This is a genomic window from Streptomyces sp. NPDC012835 (genome assembly GCF_042900885.1).
GTDB lineage: Bacteria > Actinomycetota > Actinomycetes > Streptomycetales > Streptomycetaceae > Streptomyces.
This window is the reverse complement of sequence record NZ_JBIBBW010000003.1, coordinates 428795-449236: the sequence shown is the minus strand read 5'-3', so window position 1 is coordinate 449236 and position 20442 is coordinate 428795. Positions and strand designations below refer to the sequence as shown.

Below are 20442 nucleotides of genomic sequence, written 5' to 3'. Positions count from 1 at the left end.
GGCACACGCACTCCGGCCCCGGTGGATGTTGGAGGACATCCACCGAGGCCGGAGGTGATAACCCTATCGTCCTATTCCGTGGCGATCGCCTTCAGGACGTTCATCCGGCCCGCCCGGAAAGCCGGGACCAGGGCCGCGAAGAGGCCGACGAAGGCGGAGGCGACGAAGACGCCGAGGATCGTCGGCCAGGGAATCTCCAGCACCCCGAGCCCCTCCAGCGCCAGCAGCTTCTGGGCCGCCGTACCCCAGCCCATGCCCAGACCCAGGCCGAGCAGGGCACCGAAGAGAGCGATGACCACCGACTCCAGCCGGATCATGCGCCGCAGCTGGCGGCGCGAGAGACCGATGGCACGCAGCAGACCGATCTCCCGAGTGCGTTCCACGACCGACAGGGCCAGCGTGTTCACCACGCCCAGCACCGCGACGACGATCGCCAGAGCCAGCAGCCCGTAGACGATATTCAGCAACTGGCCTATCTGGTCCTGGAGATCCCGCTTGTAGTCGGTCTGGTCGCGCACCGTGTACTGCGGGTACGCGGCGAGCGCGGCCTTGACGCCCTCGTACGCCCGCTGCTCCGTGCCGTCCACCGCCGCCGCGAGGATCATCAGGTCACCGGGCATCCGGTCGGCCGGAAGGTAGCGCTCGACCGTCGTGATGTTCGTGTACAGCGCGCCCTTGTCGACGGCCGTGTCGTCCGACGTGATCGCCGCGACCTTCAGCTCGGCCGTCCGGCCGCCCTTGAACGCGGCCGTCAGCGTGGAGCCCACCTCGACACCGTGCTTCTTGGCGTAGCCCTCGCCGACCGATATCGCGTCCTTGCCGTACGCCGCCGACAGGTCACCCGCGACGGTCTCGCGGCGCAGGTCCTGAAGATAGGTCGGGTCGGTGGCGGACAGACCTGTCGTGGCGCTCGTACCGTCGGGCGCCGTCAGCTTCGCCTCGACCGACTTGTAGCGGGTGATGTGGGTGAGGTCAGGTGCCTTCTCCAGCGCCGCCCGCGCCTGCGGCACGATCGGCTGCGGGCCGGAGGGGTCCACGATGAAGTCCGCGCCGACCGACCGGTCCAGCTCGTCGGTGGCCGAGGCCACCATCGAGGAGCCGACCACCGACAGACACGCCACCAGCGCGAGACCGATCATCAGGGCAGCGCCGGTGGCTCCCGTACGGCGCGGGTTGCGCAGCGCGTTGCGCTCGGCCATCCGGCCGACCGGCCCGAACACCCGCAGGACCACGACGCCGAGCGCCCGTACGACACCCGAGGCCAGCAGCGGGCCGATCACCACGAAGCCGAGGAGCGTGAGGACCACACCGAGGCAGAGCCACAGGGAGCCCTCGCCCGCCTTGTCGGCCCGCGCCGCCATCAGCAGCGACACCGTCCCCAGCGCGGTCAGCCCGAGCCCCGCGACGGCCCTGAGCCAGCCGGACCGCCCATCGGCCGGCGTACCCGCGTCACGCAGCGCGGCCATCGGGGAGACCTTCCCGGCCCGCCGGGCGGGGACATACGCGGCGAGGACGGTGACCACGACGCCCAGCACGATCCCGATCGCCGGGGTCGTCCACCTGACCGTCAGATCGTCCACGGACAGCTCCATGCCGACCGCCGACATGACCTTCATCAGCGCGACGGCGATCCCGACCCCGGCGGCGACACCCGCCACCGACCCGACGACCCCGAGCAGCACCGCCTCCAGCAGCACCGAGCGGTTGACCTGCCGCCTGCTGGAGCCGAGCGCCCGCATCAGCCCGATCTCACGGGTGCGCTGGGCGACCAGCATCGAGAACGTGTTGACGATCAGGAAGATGCCGACGAGAAACGCGATCCCGGCGAAACCGAGCATCGCGTACTTCAGCACGTCGAGGAACGAGCCGACGCTCGCGCGGCTCGCGTCCGCGGTCTCCTGCTGCGTCCTGACCTTGTACGAACCGGCCCCGAGCGCCGCCCCCACGTCCTTCTTCAGCCGGGCGTGGCCGACGCCCGGCTCCGCCGTGACATCGATGTGGCTGAACCGGCCCGCCGCGCCGAGCAGCGCCCGCTGGGCCGTGCCGCTGTCGAAGAACAGGACGGTCGCGCCGGGGTTGGTGACGGTGAACGTGGCGATGCCGGAGACCTTCGCCGTGATGTCGCCCGTGACCGCGATGGTCCGCAGCTCGTCGCCGATCCGCAGACCGTGCTTCCGCGCGGCGTCGGCGTCGATCATCACCTCGCCGGGGCCGCGCGGCGCGTGACCGGAGGTGATCTTCATCGAACGCAGGTCACCGCGCGTCCAGTTGCCCGCGATCGTGGGAGCGCCGCTGGTGCTGCCCACGCTCTTGTTGCCGGCCGTGACGACGGTGACGTCCTCGCTGCTGACCACACCCTCGGCGGACGCCACCCCCCGCACCCCCTCGACCGTCCGGACCGTCGAGGCGGGCAGCGACGCCGGCTTACCGCTCCCGCCCGCCATGCCGTCCCCGTCCGGGCCCGCCGCCTTCGGGGTGACCGTGACATCGGCGGTCGCCGCCGCGAACAGCTTGTCGAACGTCGTGTTCATCGTGTCCGTGAACACCAGGGTCCCGGTCACGAACGCCACCGACAGCAGAACCGCGACGGCGGAGAGCGCCATCCGTCCCTTGTGCGCGAAGAAACTCCGCAGAGAGCTCCTGAAGACGGTCACGAGGTCCGCCCCCGCGCGTCGAAGTCCTTCATACGGTCCAGTACGGCCTCGGCGGTCGGCCGGAGCATCTCGTCCACGATCCGCCCGTCGGCGAGATACAGCACCCGGTCCGCGTACGAGGCGGCCACCGGATCGTGCGTGACCATCACGATGGTCTGCCCCAGCTCGTCCACCGACTTGCGCAGGAAGCCCAGCACCTCGGCGCCGGAACGGGAGTCCAGATTCCCGGTCGGCTCGTCACCGAAGATGATCTCGGGCCGGGCGGCCAGCGCCCGCGCGACCGCCACCCGCTGCTGCTGACCGCCCGACAGCTCGGTCGGCCGGTGCCCCAGCCGGTCGGCGAGGCCCACCGTGTCCACGACCTGCCGGAGCCACGCGGCATCCGGCCGCCGGCCCGCGATGTCCATGGGCAGCGTGATGTTCTCCATCGCGCTGAGCGTCGGCAGCAGGTTGAACGCCTGGAAGATGAAACCGATCCGGTCCCGGCGCAGCCGCGTGAGGTGCTTGTCCTTGAGCCCCGTCACCTCGGTCTCGTCGAGATGGATCTCGCCCGACGTCACGGTGTCCAGCCCCGCCAGACAGTGCATCAACGTCGACTTGCCCGAGCCGGAGGGCCCCATGATCGCGGTGAACCGCCCGCGTTCGATGTCCACATCGACATGGTCGAGCGCCACGACCCGGGTCTCCCCGGCACCGTACGCCTTCACCACCTGGCGCGCTCGCGCCGCGACGGCCGTACGCCCTCCAGTACCCCCGTGCCTGGGAATGGTCACAGCCGTTGTCACGCCACGTCTCCTCGTATCGCCCGACGCGCCGCCGTGTTCGACGCGGCGCGCTCAGAGTCTGCTGGCCGAGGGGGACCCGGCACGATGGTGCCCGGCGCACTCTTCGCCTGGGGTTTCCCCCACCTCGGAGACGGGGGAACCCCGCCCCGTCTCCACGGCGAGGCCCGTTCGGACCTCGCCGTACCCCCGTAAGAACAAGGTAAAGACAGGGTGACGGCCTTCTCCTCCTCCGACGGGACGAACGGCCCCCGGGCGGAAGTCAGGACTCCCCCTTAGGGGGCCGGCCCGCTCTCCCCGGAGCCGAAGCCGGACCATCGGCATCCCGGCACCCCGGCACCCCGGCACCCCGGCAGGTCCCGCGTCAGGACAGAGCGCGCACCCCCCCGGACAGCACGACGGGCCCCCGGGGAGACAACTCCTCCCCAGGGGCCCACCAGCACCCACCAGCACCCACCGGCCGACACCGGCCCGCACCCGCACCCGCCGCACCACGGGCGCCGCGCAAGCCGCGAGCACCCGCACCCGCCGCGCTACCCCTCGGCCGGCGCCCGGCCCGTCAGCGCCGCCAGACTGCTGCGCACATGCGCCATGTGCGCCCGCATCTCCTCGCGCGCCTCCTCCTGCTCACGCACCACCCGCTCCGTATCCCGCATCACCCGCTCCGCACGCACCCGCGCCTGCGCCATCAGCTCCGCCGCCGTGTCCTGCGCGTCCTCCTGGCGGTGCCGCGCCCGCTCACCCGCCTCCGAGAACAGCCGCTGCGCCTCCACCAGCCGCACCTGGGCGTACGCGCTCAGCTCGTCGTGCTCGACCGTCATCTCCGCACCGCGCTCAGCGAACTCCCGCTCGGTCCGCGCCAGGCGCTCCGCCTGCTTGTGCTCCATGTCGTCGATCACCCGCTGGGTCCGCCTGCGCACCTCCTTCAGCGCGTCCAGCGCCTCCGAGCGCCGCTCCTTCACCTCGCGGCGTGCCGCCACCCGCTCCTCGTCGGCCGTGTCCCGCGCCGCCCGCACCACCTGCTCGGCGTACGCGTCGGCCTCCGCCCGTACGGCTTCGGCCTGTTCCCTGGCCAGCTCATGCAGCTGCCGCGCCGAAGCCTGCGCCGCGTCGACCACCGCCTGCGCCTCCTCGCGCACCTCGGTCCGCAGCGACTCGTCCTCCGCCGTCGCCAGAGCCAGGATCTGCTGCGCCCGCCCGCCGAGCGTCTCGTAGGTCTGCGGCTCCAGCGCCGCCACCTGCTCCGCCAGCCGGGCCGACTCGGCCTCCATCTCCTTGGCCAGGACGGTCAGCCGCGCCACGCGTTCCCAGGCGTCGTCGCGATCCTGCGACAGCGCCGTGAACTCCTGTTCCACCTGCTCGGGGCGGTAGCCGCGACCCCGTACGGACACGAAGCCATGAGCCGACAACGGTGCAGCACCCATCCTGAAGCCCCTCTCCGACACCCACTCCGACACACCCAACGTTATCCGCCGTAATACTCAGGGATCGAAGCGAAGCGGTCATAACGCGACACTCCGCTTAGCCGTCCGACCAAAACCGCAGCAACTCACCTATCGCGCACCACACCTGTCACACCGGATACGACCGGGGCGCCGACCCGCGATCAGCGGGGGCGCCCCGGTCCCACCTCGGTCCTGCGACTCAACGAACGGTCACAGCAATCCGTCCCACATCTGCTCCAGCAAAACCGACCACCAGTTCTCCGGCGACGACAGCGCCGCCGGATCCAGCGCCGCCAACTGTGCCTGGAAGTCGACCGTCCACCGGCCCGCCTGCTCCGGATTCAGCCCGTACCGCAACCGCCACATCCGCCCCAGCAGCGCCAGCGAACGCGTGAACTCCGACAGCCCCGTATTCACGAACTGCGGCGACACCGACCGGCCGTCGGGACCCGCCTCGACCGGTACGGCCATGATGTGCGCCGTACCGTACTGCACACAGAGCGCACGACCGAAGTCGCTGCCCATCACCAGATACGACCCCGCGTCGGCCGCCGCCCGCACCTGCCGCTGCGCCGCCAGCTCCGCCAGCGTCGGCACCACCGGCTGCGGCGGCTGCGCCCAGAAGAACGGCCCGAAGTCGGCCGGCAGCCCCGCCCACACCAGCGTGCGCGCCACGATCTCCGGCACCCCCTGCCGGGACACCGCGCGCTGGTCGAAGCGGCAGATGCCCTGCGGCCCGAAGGCGCCCATCAGCTCCTGGGCGACCCCCTCGGGCGGAATCGGCGGCGCGGGCGGCATCGGCGGCAGCGGCGCCCGCACCGGCGCGGGCCGCGCGGGACCGTCCGCCACCTGGTGCAACTCGCCCTGGTGCGTGAGCAGATGATGCATACCCTGCTGCCGGCTCGCGTGATCCTCACCGTACGGGGCGACACTCGTGATCCGCACCTGCGGCCAGGTCTCCCGGATCATGCGGGCGCAGTAACCACCCGGCAGCTCGCAGGACTCCAGCTCGGTGTGGAGCTCCAGCACCTGCTGCGGCGGCACGTTCAGCGCGCGCAGCTCGTGCAGGATCTGCCACTCGGGGTGCGGAGTACCGGGCGCGGAACGGCGGATCAGCTGCGCCTCGGAACCGTCCGGCGCGCGGTAGCGCAGAACGGCCTGATAGCCGGGACCGACCGTCGGCACACCGGAGGGCCCGGGCGGGTAGCCGTACCCCTGCGGGGGCCCACCGGGTACGGGGCCGGCCGGCGGCACTCCGGGCCGGCCGGGCGGCTGCGACGCCACGGGCATACCGGGCTGCGCCTGCCCCTGCCCCTGCCCCTGCCCAGCGAGCATCGTCGCGGCGTGGTGCACCCCGCCCGGAGGCGTACCGGGGGCCGGCGGCGGACCGGGAGGCGCCGGAGGCTGCGGTACGCCGGGTACACCGGGCGGTCCCGGCGGTCCCGGCGGCTGCGGCGGGTTGGAACCGATGCTCGGCGCCAACCGGGTCGGCACGTAACCGCCCGCCGGGTCGCCGGGAGCACCGGGGCCGGACGACGGCGGACCGGGCGGCGGCGTCGCACCCTGCGGGCGTACGCCCGGCACACCGGGCGGGCTGGGCGGCGGCGGAGTCGTGGACCCGCCACCCCGCCCGCCCCGCGGAGGCACGGTGGCCTTGCTGGTCGCCGCGTCGGCTATGTCACCGTCGCCCGCCGGGACGACGGCCTCGCCCTTCGCGCCCTTGGCGGGGGCGGGGCCGGAGACACCTGAAGATCCGGAAGGGCCGTCAGCCGAATTCCCCGGCTTCCCCGGACCCGACGAGCCCGACGAGCCCGCCGTGTCCGCCGTGTCCGCCGCGTCCCCCGGAGGCTTCGGGCCCTTCAGGTCGAGCGCCGGGGCGACCGTCGTGCCCGGCAGCTGGCTGCCCCCCGACATCAGCGCGGTCGGTGCCTCGGCGGCCACCACGGGCGGCGGCGTGTCGTCGTCGTCCGCGCCCGAGAGGGGCGGCGCGAAGACCGTCGCGGGCAACGGCACGGAACCGTCCTCCGGCAACGCGGACGAACCGCTCGTGTCGATCCCCTCCCACGGCGTCGACCCCGTCGGCGCTCCCGGCGTCGCGGCGGGCACACCGTCGTTGGCCGTGGGCTCGTACGCCCCGGGCCACGCGGAACTGCCCTGCGAGGCGTTGCCGCCCTGCGAGGGGGCACCGCCGAGGGACCCGCCCGTACCCGTAGAACCCGTACCCGTATCGGAACCCGTACCCGTATCGGAGCCCTTATCCGTATCGGAACCCGAGGGCGAGAGTGCGGGAGCAGGGGCGGGTGCGGATACGGGCGCCACCGGGGCCCCGGACGCGCCCGAACCCCCGGACGCCGCGGGCGCCCCGGCCACCTCAGCGGTCTCAGCCGCCCGCGCCACCTCGGCCGACCCAGCGTCCTCAGCCGCCCGAGCCGCCCGCCCGTCCGGTATCCCGATCTTGTCCGCCGCCTCCTGGAGCCACTCCGGCGGCGTCAGCAGGAACGACGTCTGATTCAGATCCAGCCGCTGCGGCGCCTCCGGCGCGGCCGACGCCGCCTCGGGAACCCCGTACTCCTCCTCGTACCGCCGGATCACCTCACCCACCGGCAACCCCGGCCACAACGTCGCCTCGCCACTGTCCCTGGCGATCACCAACCGCTGCCGGCCACCGTCCGACGTCGGACCGCCCTCACGGTCCTCCGCCCACACCACGAAACCGAGCTCGAACTCCCGCACCCGCACCTCGCGGTGCTGATAACCGGGCAGATCACCGTTGATCCAGTCTTCCGCGCGCTCCTGCGCCTGCGCGAAGGTCACCACCGCGCTCATCCCTCCACCGGGACGGCCCGCGCGAAGCCGCCGTCCACCATCAGGTTCGCCACGGTCTCCAGCTCCGGCGGGCTGCCCGCCAACCGCAGCAGAAACGCGTCGAAGTCGTCGCCGCAGGGCAGCAACAGCCGCTCCACCCGCTCTCGCACGCTCAGACCGTCCTGGTCACGGGCATCGTCGTACGCGCAGAACCAGACGGAACCGGACCGCTCGCCCTTCACCTTCACCGCGAGAATCCCGCCCTGCACAAAAGCGACCGCCAGATAATCCTTGGTCAGATGGTCCCGCAAGCACTTGTTCACATAGACCAGATCATTGACCGCGGCCTCGTCGCGCACCGTGAAGAACGGCTGATCCACCAGCAGCCCCAGCTCCGGATCGAGCGCCGCGCCCACCGGGGCACAGCCACCCGCCGCCTTCAGGAACGAGCGGTAGGCCCCCGGCAGCCGATAGCCGAGATCCTCCTCCACGCCCAGCACCTGCTGCTCGGAGACCGGCCCCGCACCCTTCGGCAGCCCGAAGTGCGCCGGCCGCGTCTCCTGGAGCGGACGCGTGCCGCGCTTGCCGTGATCCACCGACGCCGTCGCCAGACCACCATGATGTCTCAGCAGCGCCTTCACCTCGACCGGCACCAGCACCATCCGGCGCGAACCCGGCAGATGGTGCCAGGTCCAGCCGTGCGGCGTGGCCACGGCCGGGACCGTGCCCCACAGCTCATGGCCCGCGGCGTGCAGCGCCGCGTTCGCCGACACATAATCCGTGAGCCGCAACTCGTCCACGCCGAACCCCACCGGGGGCTCGGCGATCTCGGCGGCCGCGCGGGCGTACGGCGTGAAGTCCGGACGGCCGTCCCCGTCCACCCGCACACCTCTGGGATGCCGGGAGGCCCGGACCGGGTCCGGGAAGTGCACGACCTGCCCGGCGTAGGCGGCGTTCGGTGGCGCGGCTTGCTGCCCGAGCCGACCTGTCGTCATGGCGGTTGCCCCCTGCTGCTTACGGCTGGTTCACCACAGCCCTGGTTCGGCACAGCCTATGCGCTGAGGCAAGGGGCACCAGGGTCGCACCGAGGATCCCGGCCGCCTCTCCCCGCCACCCGCGAACCCGCGAACTGCCCTGCCCGTCAACCATGTTCACAGCGTGACGGGCCCGACACGGCCCGCCCGTCGCCCTCCGCCACCGCGCGCGCGGCCGGCCCGAGTGAGATCAGGCACTTCGCCCCGGTCCACCCGAGTCGACCCGCGTCCACCCGGTGACCACCAGTCACACGCACGTGACCCAGCGCCGACGCCACGCCGAGAAACACCCGTAAACCGGCCGTTCCGCGCCCCAGCTTTCCCACTGTGCGTCACATTTGGCAGGCTGTCACAGCAACATGGGGGCGTGACATCAGCGGCCGCCGGCCGCGGGCACGGGGAGGGACAGCACCATGCACACCGCACCGACCAGCGCATCCGGCGACCCACGCCTCAGCTGGAGCAGCGCCGAGCCGCACCACCCACCGACGCTCCGGCAGCGCAGGGACGGCATCCTGCCCGCCGTCGCGGCAGCGCTCTCCGTGCGCGGCGAGACACTCACCTGCACCGGAGGCAAAGGCGACCAACCGCCCACCCTGCACCCCCTCGTACAGGACTTTCTCGCCACACTCACCAGCGGACAGCGGGAACGATTCACCGGACGCTGCCCCGAAGCGATCCTGCTCTCCCGCCACCTCACCGCCGCCGAGGCCGCACGCTCCAAACGCGCCAGACGAAAACCCCTGACCCACGGCGAGGCGAGACGCTCCCTCAAACACGCCAAACTGACCGCCCGCCGCATCCGCGAGGCCGGCGACCCGCTGCACGGCACCTACGCCCCGCCCTGCCGTTCCTGCACGGCGCTCCTCGCCCACTTCGGCGTACGCACCGTCGACCTCACCGAGAACGGCTGAACATGCCCGACCTCAACACCACCCGCTTCCCCGTCCCCGTGGACGCCGCGCTGCGCGACGCGGGCTGGCGGCCCGGACGCTGGGACATGAAGCAGGCCGAGGAATGGGCCGACGCCCTGCGCTCGCACACCACCCCGGCCGGCCACCGGCTCAACGTCTTCCCCGCCGCCGTCGAAGCCTGGGCCGAATTCGGCGGCCTGCGCATCACCGCGCCGGGCCCCGGCCGGCAGATAGCCCCCGCCGCCCTGCGGATCGACCCCATGGCGGGCATCCACCTCGCCCGCACGCTCGCGGACCTCGGCAGGTCGCTGGAGACGGAGATCAGCCCACTCGGCGAAGAGGGCGACGGCCAGGCCGTGCTGGCGATCGACAGCACCGGCCGGGTCTTCAGCATCGACCACACCGGCGACTGGTACCTGGGACCGGACATCGACCGGGCACTCGGGACACTGCTCACCGGCCTCGAACCGACACGGCTGACACCGGGCTGAGCACCCTGGGAGCGGATGGGGGAGCCCCCCGGAGCGGGTGGTGACGGGGCGGGGCGGAGGGCAGGAGCGCGGCGCGGCACAGGCGCGGCCGACGGCGCCCGTCAGGCGGCACGCCGGTCCGGCAGCACCGCCGACACCCGGAAACCACCCGAGTCCGTCTCACCCGAGACGAACACCCCGCCCAGCGCCGTCACCCGCTCCCGCATCCCCACCAGACCGTTCCCGCCGCTCGGCAGCCCCGCGTCCCGCGCGCCACCGTCGGAAGGGCCGTTCTCCACCTGCATGGCGACCTCCGCCTCCCGATGCGCGAGCCGGACCATCACCTTCGCCCCCGCCGCGTGCTTCAGGACATTGGTCAGCGCCTCCTGCACCACCCGGTAGGCGGTCTGCTCCACCTCCGGCGGATACGGACGCGACTCGCCCTGAACCGACAGCTCCACCACCATCCCGGTGTCCCGCGACTCACCCACCAGAGCCTCGATGCCCGCCATACCGGGACCGTCCTCGGCAGCCGCCGCAGCGGCCGCAGCGGCAGCCAGCCCCACGGCGGCCAGCGGCACCGCCTCGGACACCGTCCCCGACGTGAGACCCCCCGCCTGCCGCGCCGCCACCATCTCGCCCGACCGCAGCACCCCGAGCATCTCGCGCAGCTCCGTCAGCGCCTGCCGCCCCATGTCCCCGACGAGCGCGGCGTTCTTCACCGCCTTCGCGGGATCCTTCAGCGCCACCGCCTGAAGCGCCGCCGCGTGCACCACCATCAGACTCACCCGGTGCGCCACCACGTCGTGCATCTCGCGTGCGATCCGCGTCCGCTCCTCCGTACGCGCCCACTCCGCACGCTGCTCGGCCCGGTCCGCGAGCAGCGACAGCTCCTGCTCCAGACTGTCGGCGCGCTCCCGCAGGCTCTCCATCAGCCGCCGCCTGGCTCCCACGTACAGCCCCAGCAGCACGGGCGGGGCGGTCACCCCGACGGACATCAGGACCGCCACGACGGGGACGTACCAGCGGTACGAGTCGATCCCCGTGTCCGTCACGTTCTGCCGCATCCGTACGAACGTCACGATGAACTGGCCCACCAGCGACATCCCGGCCAGCGACCCTATGATCCGGCGCGGCGCCTCGGAGGCGGCCAGCGTGTAGAGACCGACCAGCGCCATCACATAGCCCATCTCGGCCGGCGTGACCGCCACCGACACCAGCACCACGGCGGCCGGCCACCGCCGCCGTACCACCAGCACCGAACCCGCCAGCAGCCCGAAGATCACCCCGAGCGGCACCGGCAGCGCCGCGTTCTGCGCGAAATAGACCCCCTGCAACCCGCACTCCAGGGCCGACAGCAGCGCCAGCCCCACATCCAGCACGACACTCCGCCGCCGCCCCCACCACCCATAGCGACGGGCGGTCATGCCCGCACCGTCCTGGTGTGCCCCCGTTGTGGTCATGTCGTCCAGCGTACGGGCGCACGCATCGCGTTTTCCGGCGCCCCGGACGACCTGCCCGCGCCGGTACCACCACGAAACGCGCCGGGGACACGCCACGAACGCGCCGTAAACCCTCGAACTGGTGAATCGCCCGCGCATTCGAACCGGAAGCAAATATTCCGTACGACGATCCTCGGTATGACACGACTTCACCGCACATACACGGACTTCGAGGGCTTACGGGAACGAGCGGTCGCCCTGCGACGGGAGGGCTTGAGCCGCCGCCAGATCCGCGACCGGCTGCACATCCAGAACAACGACATCCTCAACCGCCTCCTGGAGGGTGTCCCGGTCCCGGAGTGGACAAAGCGCCCGAACGCCAAGGACGATCTCCGCGAAAAGGCCCGCGAGCTGCGCCTCCAGGGGCTCACGTACGACCGGATCCAGCTGGAGCTGGGCTGCTCGAAGAGTTCGATCTCACTCTGGGTACGGGACCTGCCGAAGCCGGATCGGAGGGAGGCGAAGGAGCAGGCGAAGCTGGCGGCACGGATGCGGTGGGACCACGAGCTGGCGGCGCGGGACGAGAAGCGGCAGCAGACGATCATGGATGCTGCGGCTGAGGTCGGCGCGATGACCGACCGCGAGCTTCTCCTGGTCGGCGCAGGGCTCTACTGGGCTGAGGGGGCCAAGGCCAAGCCCCACAACCCGCAGGAGCGGGTGAGCTTCATCAACAGCGACCCGGGCATGATCACGACTTTCGTCGCCTGGTTGGACCTGCTGGGGGTCGAGCGCGACCGGCTTCGGCTCCAGGTGCACATCCACGAGACGGCGAATGTGTCGGCCGCCGAAAGTTTCTGGGCCGACCTCGTCGGTGTCGACGCGGCGACCCTCCAGAAGACGGTTCTGAAGAAGCACAACCCGAAGACGGTGCGGAAGAACGTCGGAGACGGTTACCGCGGATGCCTGAGCGTCCGCGTGCTGCAAAGCGCCGAGCTATACCGTCGCATCAAGGGCTGGTGGTGCGGCATAGTAGGGGCTGCGACTTCGCTCGGACCGCGAAATCGGACATAGGCGACAAGCTATCCCGGATCGTCTAAAGGTAGGACAAATGGTTTTGGTCCATTGAATGAGGGTTCGATTCCTTCTCCGGGAGCAGCAAGTTCGGGTCCTGACCTCACCGGTCAGGACCCGTCCTCGTTTAGGCCCCGAAACCCCCCGGTATCCTGCGGATGTCCAGCACCCGAAGCCGAAGGGCATCCCCGTGAGCGCCAATCGCCCGGCAGCCGTCGTCGTTCTCGCAGCGGGTGAAGGAACCCGCATGAAGTCGAGAACCCCCAAGGTTCTGCACGAGGTCTGCGGGCGCTCGCTCGTCGGGCACGTCGTGTCCGCCGCCCGCGAGCTGGAGCCGCGGCAGCTGGTCGTGGTCGTCGGCCACGCCCGTGCCGAGGTCGAGGGGCATCTGACCACCGCGTACGAGGGCGTGCGCACCGCCTACCAGGCCACCCAGCTCGGCACCGGGCACGCGGTCCGGACGGCGCTCCAGGAGCTGGGGGGGACGCCCGACGGGACCGTGGTCGTCGTCTGCGGGGACACCCCGCTGCTCTCCGGCGACACGCTCAACGCGCTCGCCGCGACCCACGCGGCCGACGGCAACGCCGTGACCGTGCTGACCGCCGAGGTGCCCGACGCGACGGGGTACGGGCGGATCGTGCGTGACGGTGCCAGCCGTGCCGTGACCGCGATCGTGGAGCACAAGGACGCCTCCGACGCGCAGCGGGCGATCCGGGAGATCAACTCGGGTGTGTTCGCGTTCGACGGGCAGCTGCTGGCGGACGCGCTGGGCAAGGTGCGTACGGACAACAGCCAGGGCGAGGAGTACCTCACCGATGTGCTCGGCATCCTGCGCGAGGCCGGCCACCGGGTGGGGGCGTCCGTCGCCGCCGACCACCGGGAGATCCTGGGCATCAACAACCGGGTCCAGCTCGCGGAGGCGCGGCGGCTGCTGAATCAGCGGCTGCTGGAGCGGGCGATGCTGGCCGGTGTGACGGTCGTCGATCCGGCGTCGGTCCTCATCGACGTGTCGGTCACCTTCGAGCAGGACGCGGTCGTGCATCCGGGTACGCAGCTGCTCGGCGCCACGCGGCTGGCGGAGGGCGCCGAGGTGGGGCCGAACACGCGGCTGAAGGACACGGTCGTGGGCGCGGGCGCGCGGGTGGACAACACGGTCGCGGACGGCGCCGAGGTGGGCGCGGGGGCGACGGTCGGCCCGTACGCCTATCTGCGGCCCGGTACGCGGCTCGGGGTGAAGGCCAAGGCGGGTGCGTACGTCGAGATGAAGAACGCGACGATCGGCGAGGGTACGAAGGTGCCGCACCTGTCGTACGTGGGGGACGCGACCATCGGCGAGTACACGAACATCGGCGCGGCCAGCGTCTTCGTGAACTACGACGGTGAGCGGAAGCATCACACGACGATCGGCTCGCATTGCCGTACCGGTTCGGACAACATGTTTGTGGCGCCTGTCACGGTCGGGGACGGCGCGTACACCGCCGCCGGGTCGGTCATCACGAAGGACGTACCGGCCGGTTCGCTGGCCGTCGCCCGCGGCCAGCAAAGGAATATCGAGGGTTGGGTGGCCCGGAAGCGGCCGGGCAGCGCGGCCGCGACAGCCGCCGCGACGGCGTCGAGGAGCACCGAGAGTGAAGGCTGACCGGAAAGAGCGGCGTCTATGTCGGCGTAACGTGATAACCGTATAAGGCCGTATGACCGCTCGATTGGCATCTGCACGATTCGGCTGGCTCGCAGGGACGCGCGGGCTCAGCGGCCATCAACACGTCTGAGGAGACAGTGCTGTGACCGGGATCAAGACGACCGGCGAGAAGAAGATGATGTTCTTCTCCGGCCGCGCCCACCCCGAGCTGGCCGAGGAGGTCGCGCAACAACTCGGTGTCGGGATTGTGCCGACCAAGGCGTTCGATTTCGCCAACGGCGAGATCTATGTGCGCTATCAGGAGTCCGCGCGCGGCGCGGACTGCTTCCTGATCCAGAGCCACACCGCTCCGATCAATAAGTGGATCATGGAGCAGCTGATCATGATCGATGCGCTGAAGCGGGCCTCGGCCCGGAGCATCACCGTGATCGTGCCGTTCTACGGCTACGCGAGGCAGGACAAGAAGCACCGTGGCCGTGAGCCGATCTCGGCGCGGCTGGTGGCGGATCTGATGAAGACCGCGGGTGCGGACCGGATTCTGACGGTCGATCTGCACACGGACCAGATCCAGGGCTTCTTCGACGGTCCTGTGGACCATCTCTTCGCGCTGCCGATCCTGGCGGACTACGTGGCCGGGAAGGTGGACCGTTCGAAGCTGACGGTCGTCTCCCCGGACGCGGGCCGGGTGCGGGTCGCGGACCGCTGGTGCGACCGGCTGGGCGCTCCGCTGGCGATCGTGCACAAGCGCCGGGACAAGGATGTGGCCAATCAGGTCACGGTCCACGAGGTCGTCGGCAATGTGGCGGGCCGGGTCTGTGTGCTGGTCGACGACATGATCGACACGGGTGGCACGATCTGTGCGGCGGCCGACGCGCTGTTCGCGCACGGTGCCGAGGACGTCATAGTGACCGCGACACACGGTGTGCTGTCGGGTCCGGCGGCCGATCGGCTGAAGAACTCGAAGGTCAGTGAGTTCGTGTTCACGAATTCGCTGCCCGATCCGGGCAATCTCGACCTGGACAAGATCACGGTCCTGTCGATCGCCCCGACCATCGCGCGCGCGGTCCGTGAGGTCTTCGAGGACGGCTCGGTGACGAGTCTGTTCGAGGAGCAGGCGTAGTCGTAGATCGATTTCTGGGGCGGCCTTCCCGCCGGGTAGACTCATCGGGTTGCTCGGCGAGGGAGGCCGCACTCAGGTGCCGGCTCGTCCGTTATCGACGCGCTCTTCGTAGCAGGCCCGTTTGTGGCCGGGTGACCACCGTATGTCCGTCACCGTTCGTATCTACGAGGAGTGCCACCATGGCCGATGTGAAGATCAGTGCCGAGGTCCGCAACGAGTTCGGCAAGGGTGCCGCCCGCCGCGCCCGCCGGGAGAACAAGGTTCCCGGTGTCATCTACGGCCACGGCGCCGACACCGTCCACGTGACCCTGCCGGGCCACCCCCTGATGATGGCGCTGAAGACGGCGAACGCGCTGATCACGCTGGACATCGAGGGCCGCGACGAGCTGGTCATCCCGAAGGCCGTGCAGCGCAACGCGATCAAGGGTCACATCGAGCACGTCGACCTCCTCGCGGTCAAGCGCGGCGAGAAGGTCACGGTCGAGGTCGCGGTGCACACCGAGGGCGAGCTGGCCCCCGGCGCGAACCTGCTGGAGAACGTTCTCAACACCCTGACCGTCGAGGCCGAGGCCACCCACATCCCGGAGTCCGTCACGGTCTCCGTCGAGGGTCTGGACGCCGGTGACTCGATCGCCGCGAAGGACGTTCCGCTGCCCTCCGGCACGACGCTGGTCACCGAAGAGGACGCGATCGTCATCCAGGTCCTGGCCGCGCAGGCCGAGGAGCCGGCCGCGGACGCCGAGGGCGCCGACAGCACCGAGGGCTGATCCTCTCGTTGTGCCCCGGACGGGGTGGCGGGCCGCGGCCCGCCACCCCGTCCGGCCGTAGGTGACCCGACGGCCCGTGTGCGACCCGACGGTGTGCGACCGACCGCATGCCGTCGGGCGCGGGTGGCCGACTACGCCCAGTGATGGACGCGAGGAGAAGCAGCGCGCATGACCACGGATGCCCACGCCCCCTGGCTGATCGTGGGTCTGGGGAACCCCGGGCCCGGGTACGCGGCCAATCGGCACAATGTCGGCTTCATGGTGGCCGACCTGCTGGCGGAACGTATCGGCGGCTCCTACAAGCGGGCGCAGAAGGCGCAGGCGCAGGTCATCGAGGGCCGGCTGGGGGCGCCGGGGCCGGCGAGCCGCCGGGTCGTGCTGGCCAAGCCCACGTCGTACATGAATCTGTCCGGTGGTCCGGTGGTGGGGCTGCGGGATTTCTACAAGGTGCCGACGGCGAACATCGTGGCCGTCCATGACGAGCTGGACATCGATTACGGCACGCTGCGGCTGAAGCTGGGCGGCGGGGACAATGGCCACAACGGTCTGAAGTCGATGACGAAGGCGATGGGCCCCGAGTACCACCGGGTGCGGTTCGGGATCGGGCGGCCGCCGGGGCGGATGCAGGTCGCGGATTTCGTGCTGAAGGACTTCTCGTCGGTGGAGCGCAAGGAGCTGGCGTACTTCGTGGACCGGGCGGCGGACGCGGTGGAGGCGTTGGTGACGGAGGGGCTGGAGCGGGCGCAGAGCGCGTACAACTCGTAGCGTCGTGGGAGCGCCGTGGGGCCGCTGTGGGGTGTGCCGTTGGGACATCTCGTCGCAAGCGGCGCATTCACCGGCTGTGGTTTGACCGGGCGCATGGCCATGGCCAAGGATCCGGGCCTATGACGCGGACGAGGAAGCGGCCGACCAAGAAGCGGCCGAAGCGCGGTCGGCTGTCGTCGGCCGGTGTGGTGTCGTTCGGCCGTGAGGCGGCGATGGCGGGTGTGGCGGTGCTGCTGCTCGTGGCGGGCGTCTGGGCGTCCTGGGACGCGGCGCAGCACGTGATGCTCTCCAAGGGGCGTGAGCACGGCACTCTGACCGTGGCTCGTTGTGCGGGCGGTTCCTGTACGGGGGAGTACGTGCCGGAGGGGCCGGAGCGTGCGCGGGCCGGGATGACGATCGAGGAGTCGGTCGCGGTCAAGGCGGGCGGGCGGTTTCCGGTGGTGGTGAAGCCGGGGTCGGAGGAATTGGTGCGCGCGGGTACGGCGGGGTTGCTGTACGCGTGGGTGCCGTTGGGCGGGGCGTTGTTGCTGGCCGCGCTGGTCGTCGGTGGCGGGATGGGGATGCCGCGGCTGGGCTGGGGGGTGGCCGCGGCGGGCGGGGCGCTGTTGCTGGGGGCGTTCTTCGCGCTCTGAGCGGGGTCGGCCGGTCCGCCGGTCCGCCGTCTCGTCTTTTTGCGGGGTCCGTGTTCCGGGCCGGCCCGGGTGTTTCCGTACGCCCGGGTGTTTCCGTACGGCCTACGCATGTGATCGCCCCCGCACCGGACCCGGTGCGGGGGCGATCACATGTGTGCGGGGCGGGGTGTCGTCAGCCGGTGTTGCGCAGTCCGGCCGCGACGCCGTTGACGGTCAGCAGCAGTGCCCGTGAGAGCAGCGGGTCCGGTGCCTCTTCCCGTGCGGCGGCCGCGCGCTGGCGGGCGAGCAGGGAGACCTGGAGGTAGGAGATCGGGTCCAGGTAGGCGTCGCGGATGGCGAAGGTCTGCTGGAGTGCCTGGTGGGAGTCGAGGAGCTTCTCGCCGCCGGTGATGCGCAGTACTTCCTGGACGGTGAGGGCGTGTTCGGCCTCGATGGCGCCGAAGACGTGCTTCAAGTGGTCGGGTACGAGGGTGTCCACGTAGTGCCGGGCGATCCGCAGGTCGGTCTTGGCGAGGGTCATCTCGACGTTGGAGAGGAAGTTGCGGAAGAAGTGCCAGTGCTCGTACATCTCGTCGAGCACGGTGTCCGGTCCGGCTTCGCGCAGTGCCTTGAGGCCGGAGCCGACGCCGTACCAGCCGGGCACGATCTGCCGTGACTGGGTCCAGCCGAAGACCCAGGGGATGGCGCGCAGTCCGTCGAGTCCGGCGCCCGAGTCGGGGCGGCGGGAGGGGCGGGAGCCGAGGTGGAGGTCGGCGAGCTGGTCGACGGGGGTGGCGGCGAAGAAGTACGCGGGCAGGTCGGGGTCCTCGACCAGTTCGCGGTAGGCGTGGTGGGCGGCGTCGGAGACGGTGTCCATCGCGGAGTCCCAGCGGGCGAGGGCCTCGTCGGACTGGCGGGGGGCGGTGTGCAGGGCGGATGCCTGGAGGGTGGCCGCGACGGTGAGTTCCAGGTTCTCCCTGGCGAGGGAGGGGATGAGGTACTTGTCGGAGATGACCTCGCCCTGTTCGGTCACCTTGATCTCGCCTTCCAGGGTGCCCCAGGGCTGGGCGAGGATGGCGTCGTGGGAGGGGCCGCCGCCGCGGCCGACGGTGCCGCCGCGGCCGTGGAAGAGGCGCAGGCGTACGCCGTGCCGGTGGGCGACGTCGCGGAGCCGGCGCTGGGCGCGGTGGATCTCCCACTGGGAGGTGGTGATGCCGCCGAACTTGGAGGAGTCGGAGTAGCCGAGCATGACCTCCTGGACGTCGCCGCGCAGGGAGACGAGGCGGCGGTAGGAGGGGTCGGCGAGCATCTCGTCGAGGATGATGTCCGCGGCGCGCAACTCGTCGGTGGTCTCCAGCAGCGGGACGATGCCGATCTTGGCCCAGCCGCCGTGCAGGTCGAGGAGGCCGGCCTCGCGGGCGAGGACGGCGGCGGCGAAGACGTCGTCGGCGCCCTGGCACATGGAGATGATGTACGACTCGATGACCTCGGGGCCGAATCGTTCGAATGCCTGGCGGACGGTGTGGAAGACGCCGAGGGTCTTCTCGCCGGCCGCGTCGAGGGGCGCGGGGGTGGGGGCGAGGGGGCGGCGCGAGCGGAGTTCCTTGGCGAGGAGCTTCTGCCGGTATTCGCGCGGCATGTCGGCGTAGCGCCAGGATTCCTCGCCGAGCCGGTCGAACAGCTGGCCGAGTGCGTGGTGGTGGGCGTCGGCGTGTTCCCGTACGTCCATGGTGGCGAGCTGGAGGCCGAAGGCGGCGAGGGTGCGGATCGTGCGGTCCATGCGGCCGTCGGCGAAGAGGCCGCCGCGGTGTTCGCGCAGGGAGGTCTGGATGAGGGTGAGGTCGTCGAGGAGTTCGGCGGTGCCGAGGTAGTCGCGGCCGGGCTCGTGCGGGGTGTTGCGGGCGAGGCGCTCGCGGGTGTTGACGAGCTTCTGCCGGATGCAGGTGGCCTTGAGCCGGTAGGGCTCCTCGGCGTTCAGCCGCTTGTAGCGGGGGCTGATCTCGGGGAGCCGCTCCAGGTCGGTCCTGAGCGAGTCGAGGAGTTCTTCGGTGGCGCCCGCGTAGCGGATGGAGTTGGAGAGCTGGCCGCGCAGGTGGTCGACGAGTTCGAGGGCGTCGGTGATGCCGTGCTCGTGCTGGAGGATCAATACCTGGCTGGTGACTTCGGGGGTCACGTTGGGGTTGCCGTCGCGGTCGCCGCCGATCCAGGTGCCGAAGCTGAGGGGGCGGGTGCCGGGGGGCAGCTCGACGCCGACGCGTTCCAGTTCGGCGGTGAGGTCTTCGAGGACGTCGCCGACGGCGCCGATGTGCAGTTCGTCCAGATAGTAAATGGCGTTGCGGGCCTCGTCGGCGGGCTCGGGCCGTACGACGCGCAGTTCGTCGGTCTGCCAGATGAGGTCGATGGATTCGGCGAGGCGCAGGTCGTGGCGGCGCCGGTCGGAGGCGATGCCGGGTGCTTCGAGCAGCTCGGCGATGCGGCGGAGCTTGTTGAGCACGGAGCGGCGGGCGGCTTCGGTGGGGTGCGCGGTGAAGACGGGCCGGACGTTGAGGTTCTTGACGGTTTCGCGCAGGTGTTCGGGATCGGCGTCCTTGAGCCGGTCGGCGGTGCGGGCGAGCAGGCCGCCTTCGGCGGCGCGCCGCTCGCGCATCTCACGGCCGCGGTGCACCTGTTCGGCGACGTTGGCGAGGTGGAAGTAGGTGGAGAAGGCCCGTACCAGCTTGGCTGCGGTCTCCAGGTCCGTGTCGCCGAGCAGCTCGGCGGCGGCTTCGCCGTCCTCGCGGGTCAGCGCGCGGACGCGCTCGACCAGCTCGAGCAGTTCGGGGCCTTCCTGGCGGACGAGGGTCTCGCCCAGCAGGTCACCGAGACGGCGGATGTCTGAACGCAGTTCCGTGTTGGCTGATGGGGTCTGGTCGGCACTGCTCAC

Annotated in this window: 15 protein-coding genes and 1 tRNA gene; 9 read left to right on the top strand and 7 right to left on the bottom strand. The window is 71.0% G+C overall.

Features of this window, described 5'->3' with window-relative positions:
* Positions 1–71 precede the first annotated feature (71 nt).
* From ACFY6S_RS15240 to ACFY6S_RS15220, 5 genes are all read right to left on the bottom strand, one after another.
* Positions 72–2654 carry an ABC transporter permease gene (locus ACFY6S_RS15240; RefSeq protein ID WP_388816235.1) on the bottom strand — a complete coding sequence of 861 codons (2583 nt, stop codon included), beginning with the start codon at positions 2652–2654 and terminating at the stop codon, positions 72–74.
* Positions 2651–3439 (bottom strand): ABC transporter ATP-binding protein, encoded by a 789-nt coding sequence (locus ACFY6S_RS15235; RefSeq protein WP_388816232.1) that lies wholly within the window; start codon positions 3437–3439, stop codon positions 2651–2653. The genes ACFY6S_RS15240 and ACFY6S_RS15235 overlap by 4 nt, the downstream gene beginning before the upstream one ends.
* A 530-nt stretch (positions 3440–3969) precedes the next feature.
* A complete protein-coding gene (locus ACFY6S_RS15230; RefSeq protein WP_389462372.1) occupies positions 3970–4860 on the bottom strand; it encodes a cellulose-binding protein in 891 nt (296 codons plus the stop codon).
* 231 nt (positions 4861–5091) lie between these two features.
* Positions 5092–7707, bottom strand: a complete 2616-nt coding sequence (locus ACFY6S_RS15225; RefSeq protein WP_388816226.1) for an SUKH-4 family immunity protein — start codon at positions 7705–7707, stop codon at positions 5092–5094.
* The gene (locus ACFY6S_RS15220; RefSeq protein WP_388816223.1) at positions 7704–8681 is read right to left on the bottom strand and encodes an SMI1/KNR4 family protein; all 978 of its coding nucleotides are present in this window, start codon (positions 8679–8681) and stop codon (positions 7704–7706) included. The genes ACFY6S_RS15225 and ACFY6S_RS15220 overlap by 4 nt, the downstream gene beginning before the upstream one ends.
* Before the next feature lie 452 nt (positions 8682–9133).
* On the opposite strand from ACFY6S_RS15220, the gene ACFY6S_RS15215 reads away from it, so the two are divergent.
* Together ACFY6S_RS15215 and ACFY6S_RS15210 are read left to right on the top strand one after the other, a co-directional pair.
* Positions 9134–9634, top strand: a complete 501-nt coding sequence (locus ACFY6S_RS15215) for a YwqJ-related putative deaminase (RefSeq protein ID WP_388816221.1) — start codon at positions 9134–9136, stop codon at positions 9632–9634.
* A gap of 2 nt (positions 9635–9636) precedes the next feature.
* A complete protein-coding gene (locus tag ACFY6S_RS15210; protein WP_388816218.1) occupies positions 9637–10125 on the top strand; it encodes an SUKH-3 domain-containing protein in 489 nt (162 codons plus the stop codon).
* 101 nt (positions 10126–10226) lie between these two features.
* Here the strand turns inward: ACFY6S_RS15210 and ACFY6S_RS15205 are convergent, their stop codons facing one another.
* Entirely contained in the window at positions 10227–11567 is a 1341-nt protein-coding gene (locus ACFY6S_RS15205; RefSeq protein ID WP_388816215.1) for a sensor histidine kinase, read from the bottom strand.
* Between the two features lie 177 nt (positions 11568–11744).
* Between ACFY6S_RS15205 and ACFY6S_RS15200 the strand changes: the two genes are divergently transcribed.
* From ACFY6S_RS15200 to ACFY6S_RS15170, 7 genes are all read left to right on the top strand, one after another.
* Positions 11745–12617 (top strand): hypothetical protein, encoded by an 873-nt coding sequence (locus ACFY6S_RS15200; RefSeq protein WP_388816212.1) that lies wholly within the window; start codon positions 11745–11747, stop codon positions 12615–12617.
* 11 nt (positions 12618–12628) lie between these two features.
* Positions 12629–12699: transfer RNA gene (locus tag ACFY6S_RS15195), tRNA-Gln, on the top strand.
* Between the two features lie 108 nt (positions 12700–12807).
* Positions 12808–14256 (top strand): bifunctional UDP-N-acetylglucosamine diphosphorylase/glucosamine-1-phosphate N-acetyltransferase GlmU, encoded by a 1449-nt coding sequence (gene glmU, locus ACFY6S_RS15190; RefSeq protein WP_388816208.1) that lies wholly within the window; start codon positions 12808–12810, stop codon positions 14254–14256.
* Between the two features lie 142 nt (positions 14257–14398).
* The gene (locus ACFY6S_RS15185) at positions 14399–15376 is read left to right on the top strand and encodes a ribose-phosphate diphosphokinase (RefSeq protein WP_388816205.1); all 978 of its coding nucleotides are present in this window, start codon (positions 14399–14401) and stop codon (positions 15374–15376) included.
* 179 nt (positions 15377–15555) lie between these two features.
* Entirely contained in the window at positions 15556–16143 is a 588-nt protein-coding gene (locus ACFY6S_RS15180; protein WP_388816202.1) for a 50S ribosomal protein L25/general stress protein Ctc, read from the top strand.
* A gap of 168 nt (positions 16144–16311) precedes the next feature.
* Positions 16312–16908: an aminoacyl-tRNA hydrolase gene (gene pth / locus ACFY6S_RS15175; RefSeq protein ID WP_388816200.1), complete on the top strand. Its 597-nt coding sequence runs from the start codon at positions 16312–16314 to the stop codon at positions 16906–16908.
* Positions 16909–17027: 119 nt separating this feature from the next.
* The gene (locus ACFY6S_RS15170) at positions 17028–17540 is read left to right on the top strand and encodes a hypothetical protein (protein ID WP_388816197.1); all 513 of its coding nucleotides are present in this window, start codon (positions 17028–17030) and stop codon (positions 17538–17540) included.
* Between the two features lie 172 nt (positions 17541–17712).
* On the opposite strand, the gene ppc is transcribed toward ACFY6S_RS15170, so the two are convergent.
* Entirely contained in the window at positions 17713–20442 is a 2730-nt protein-coding gene (ppc, locus tag ACFY6S_RS15165; protein ID WP_388816194.1) for a phosphoenolpyruvate carboxylase, read from the bottom strand.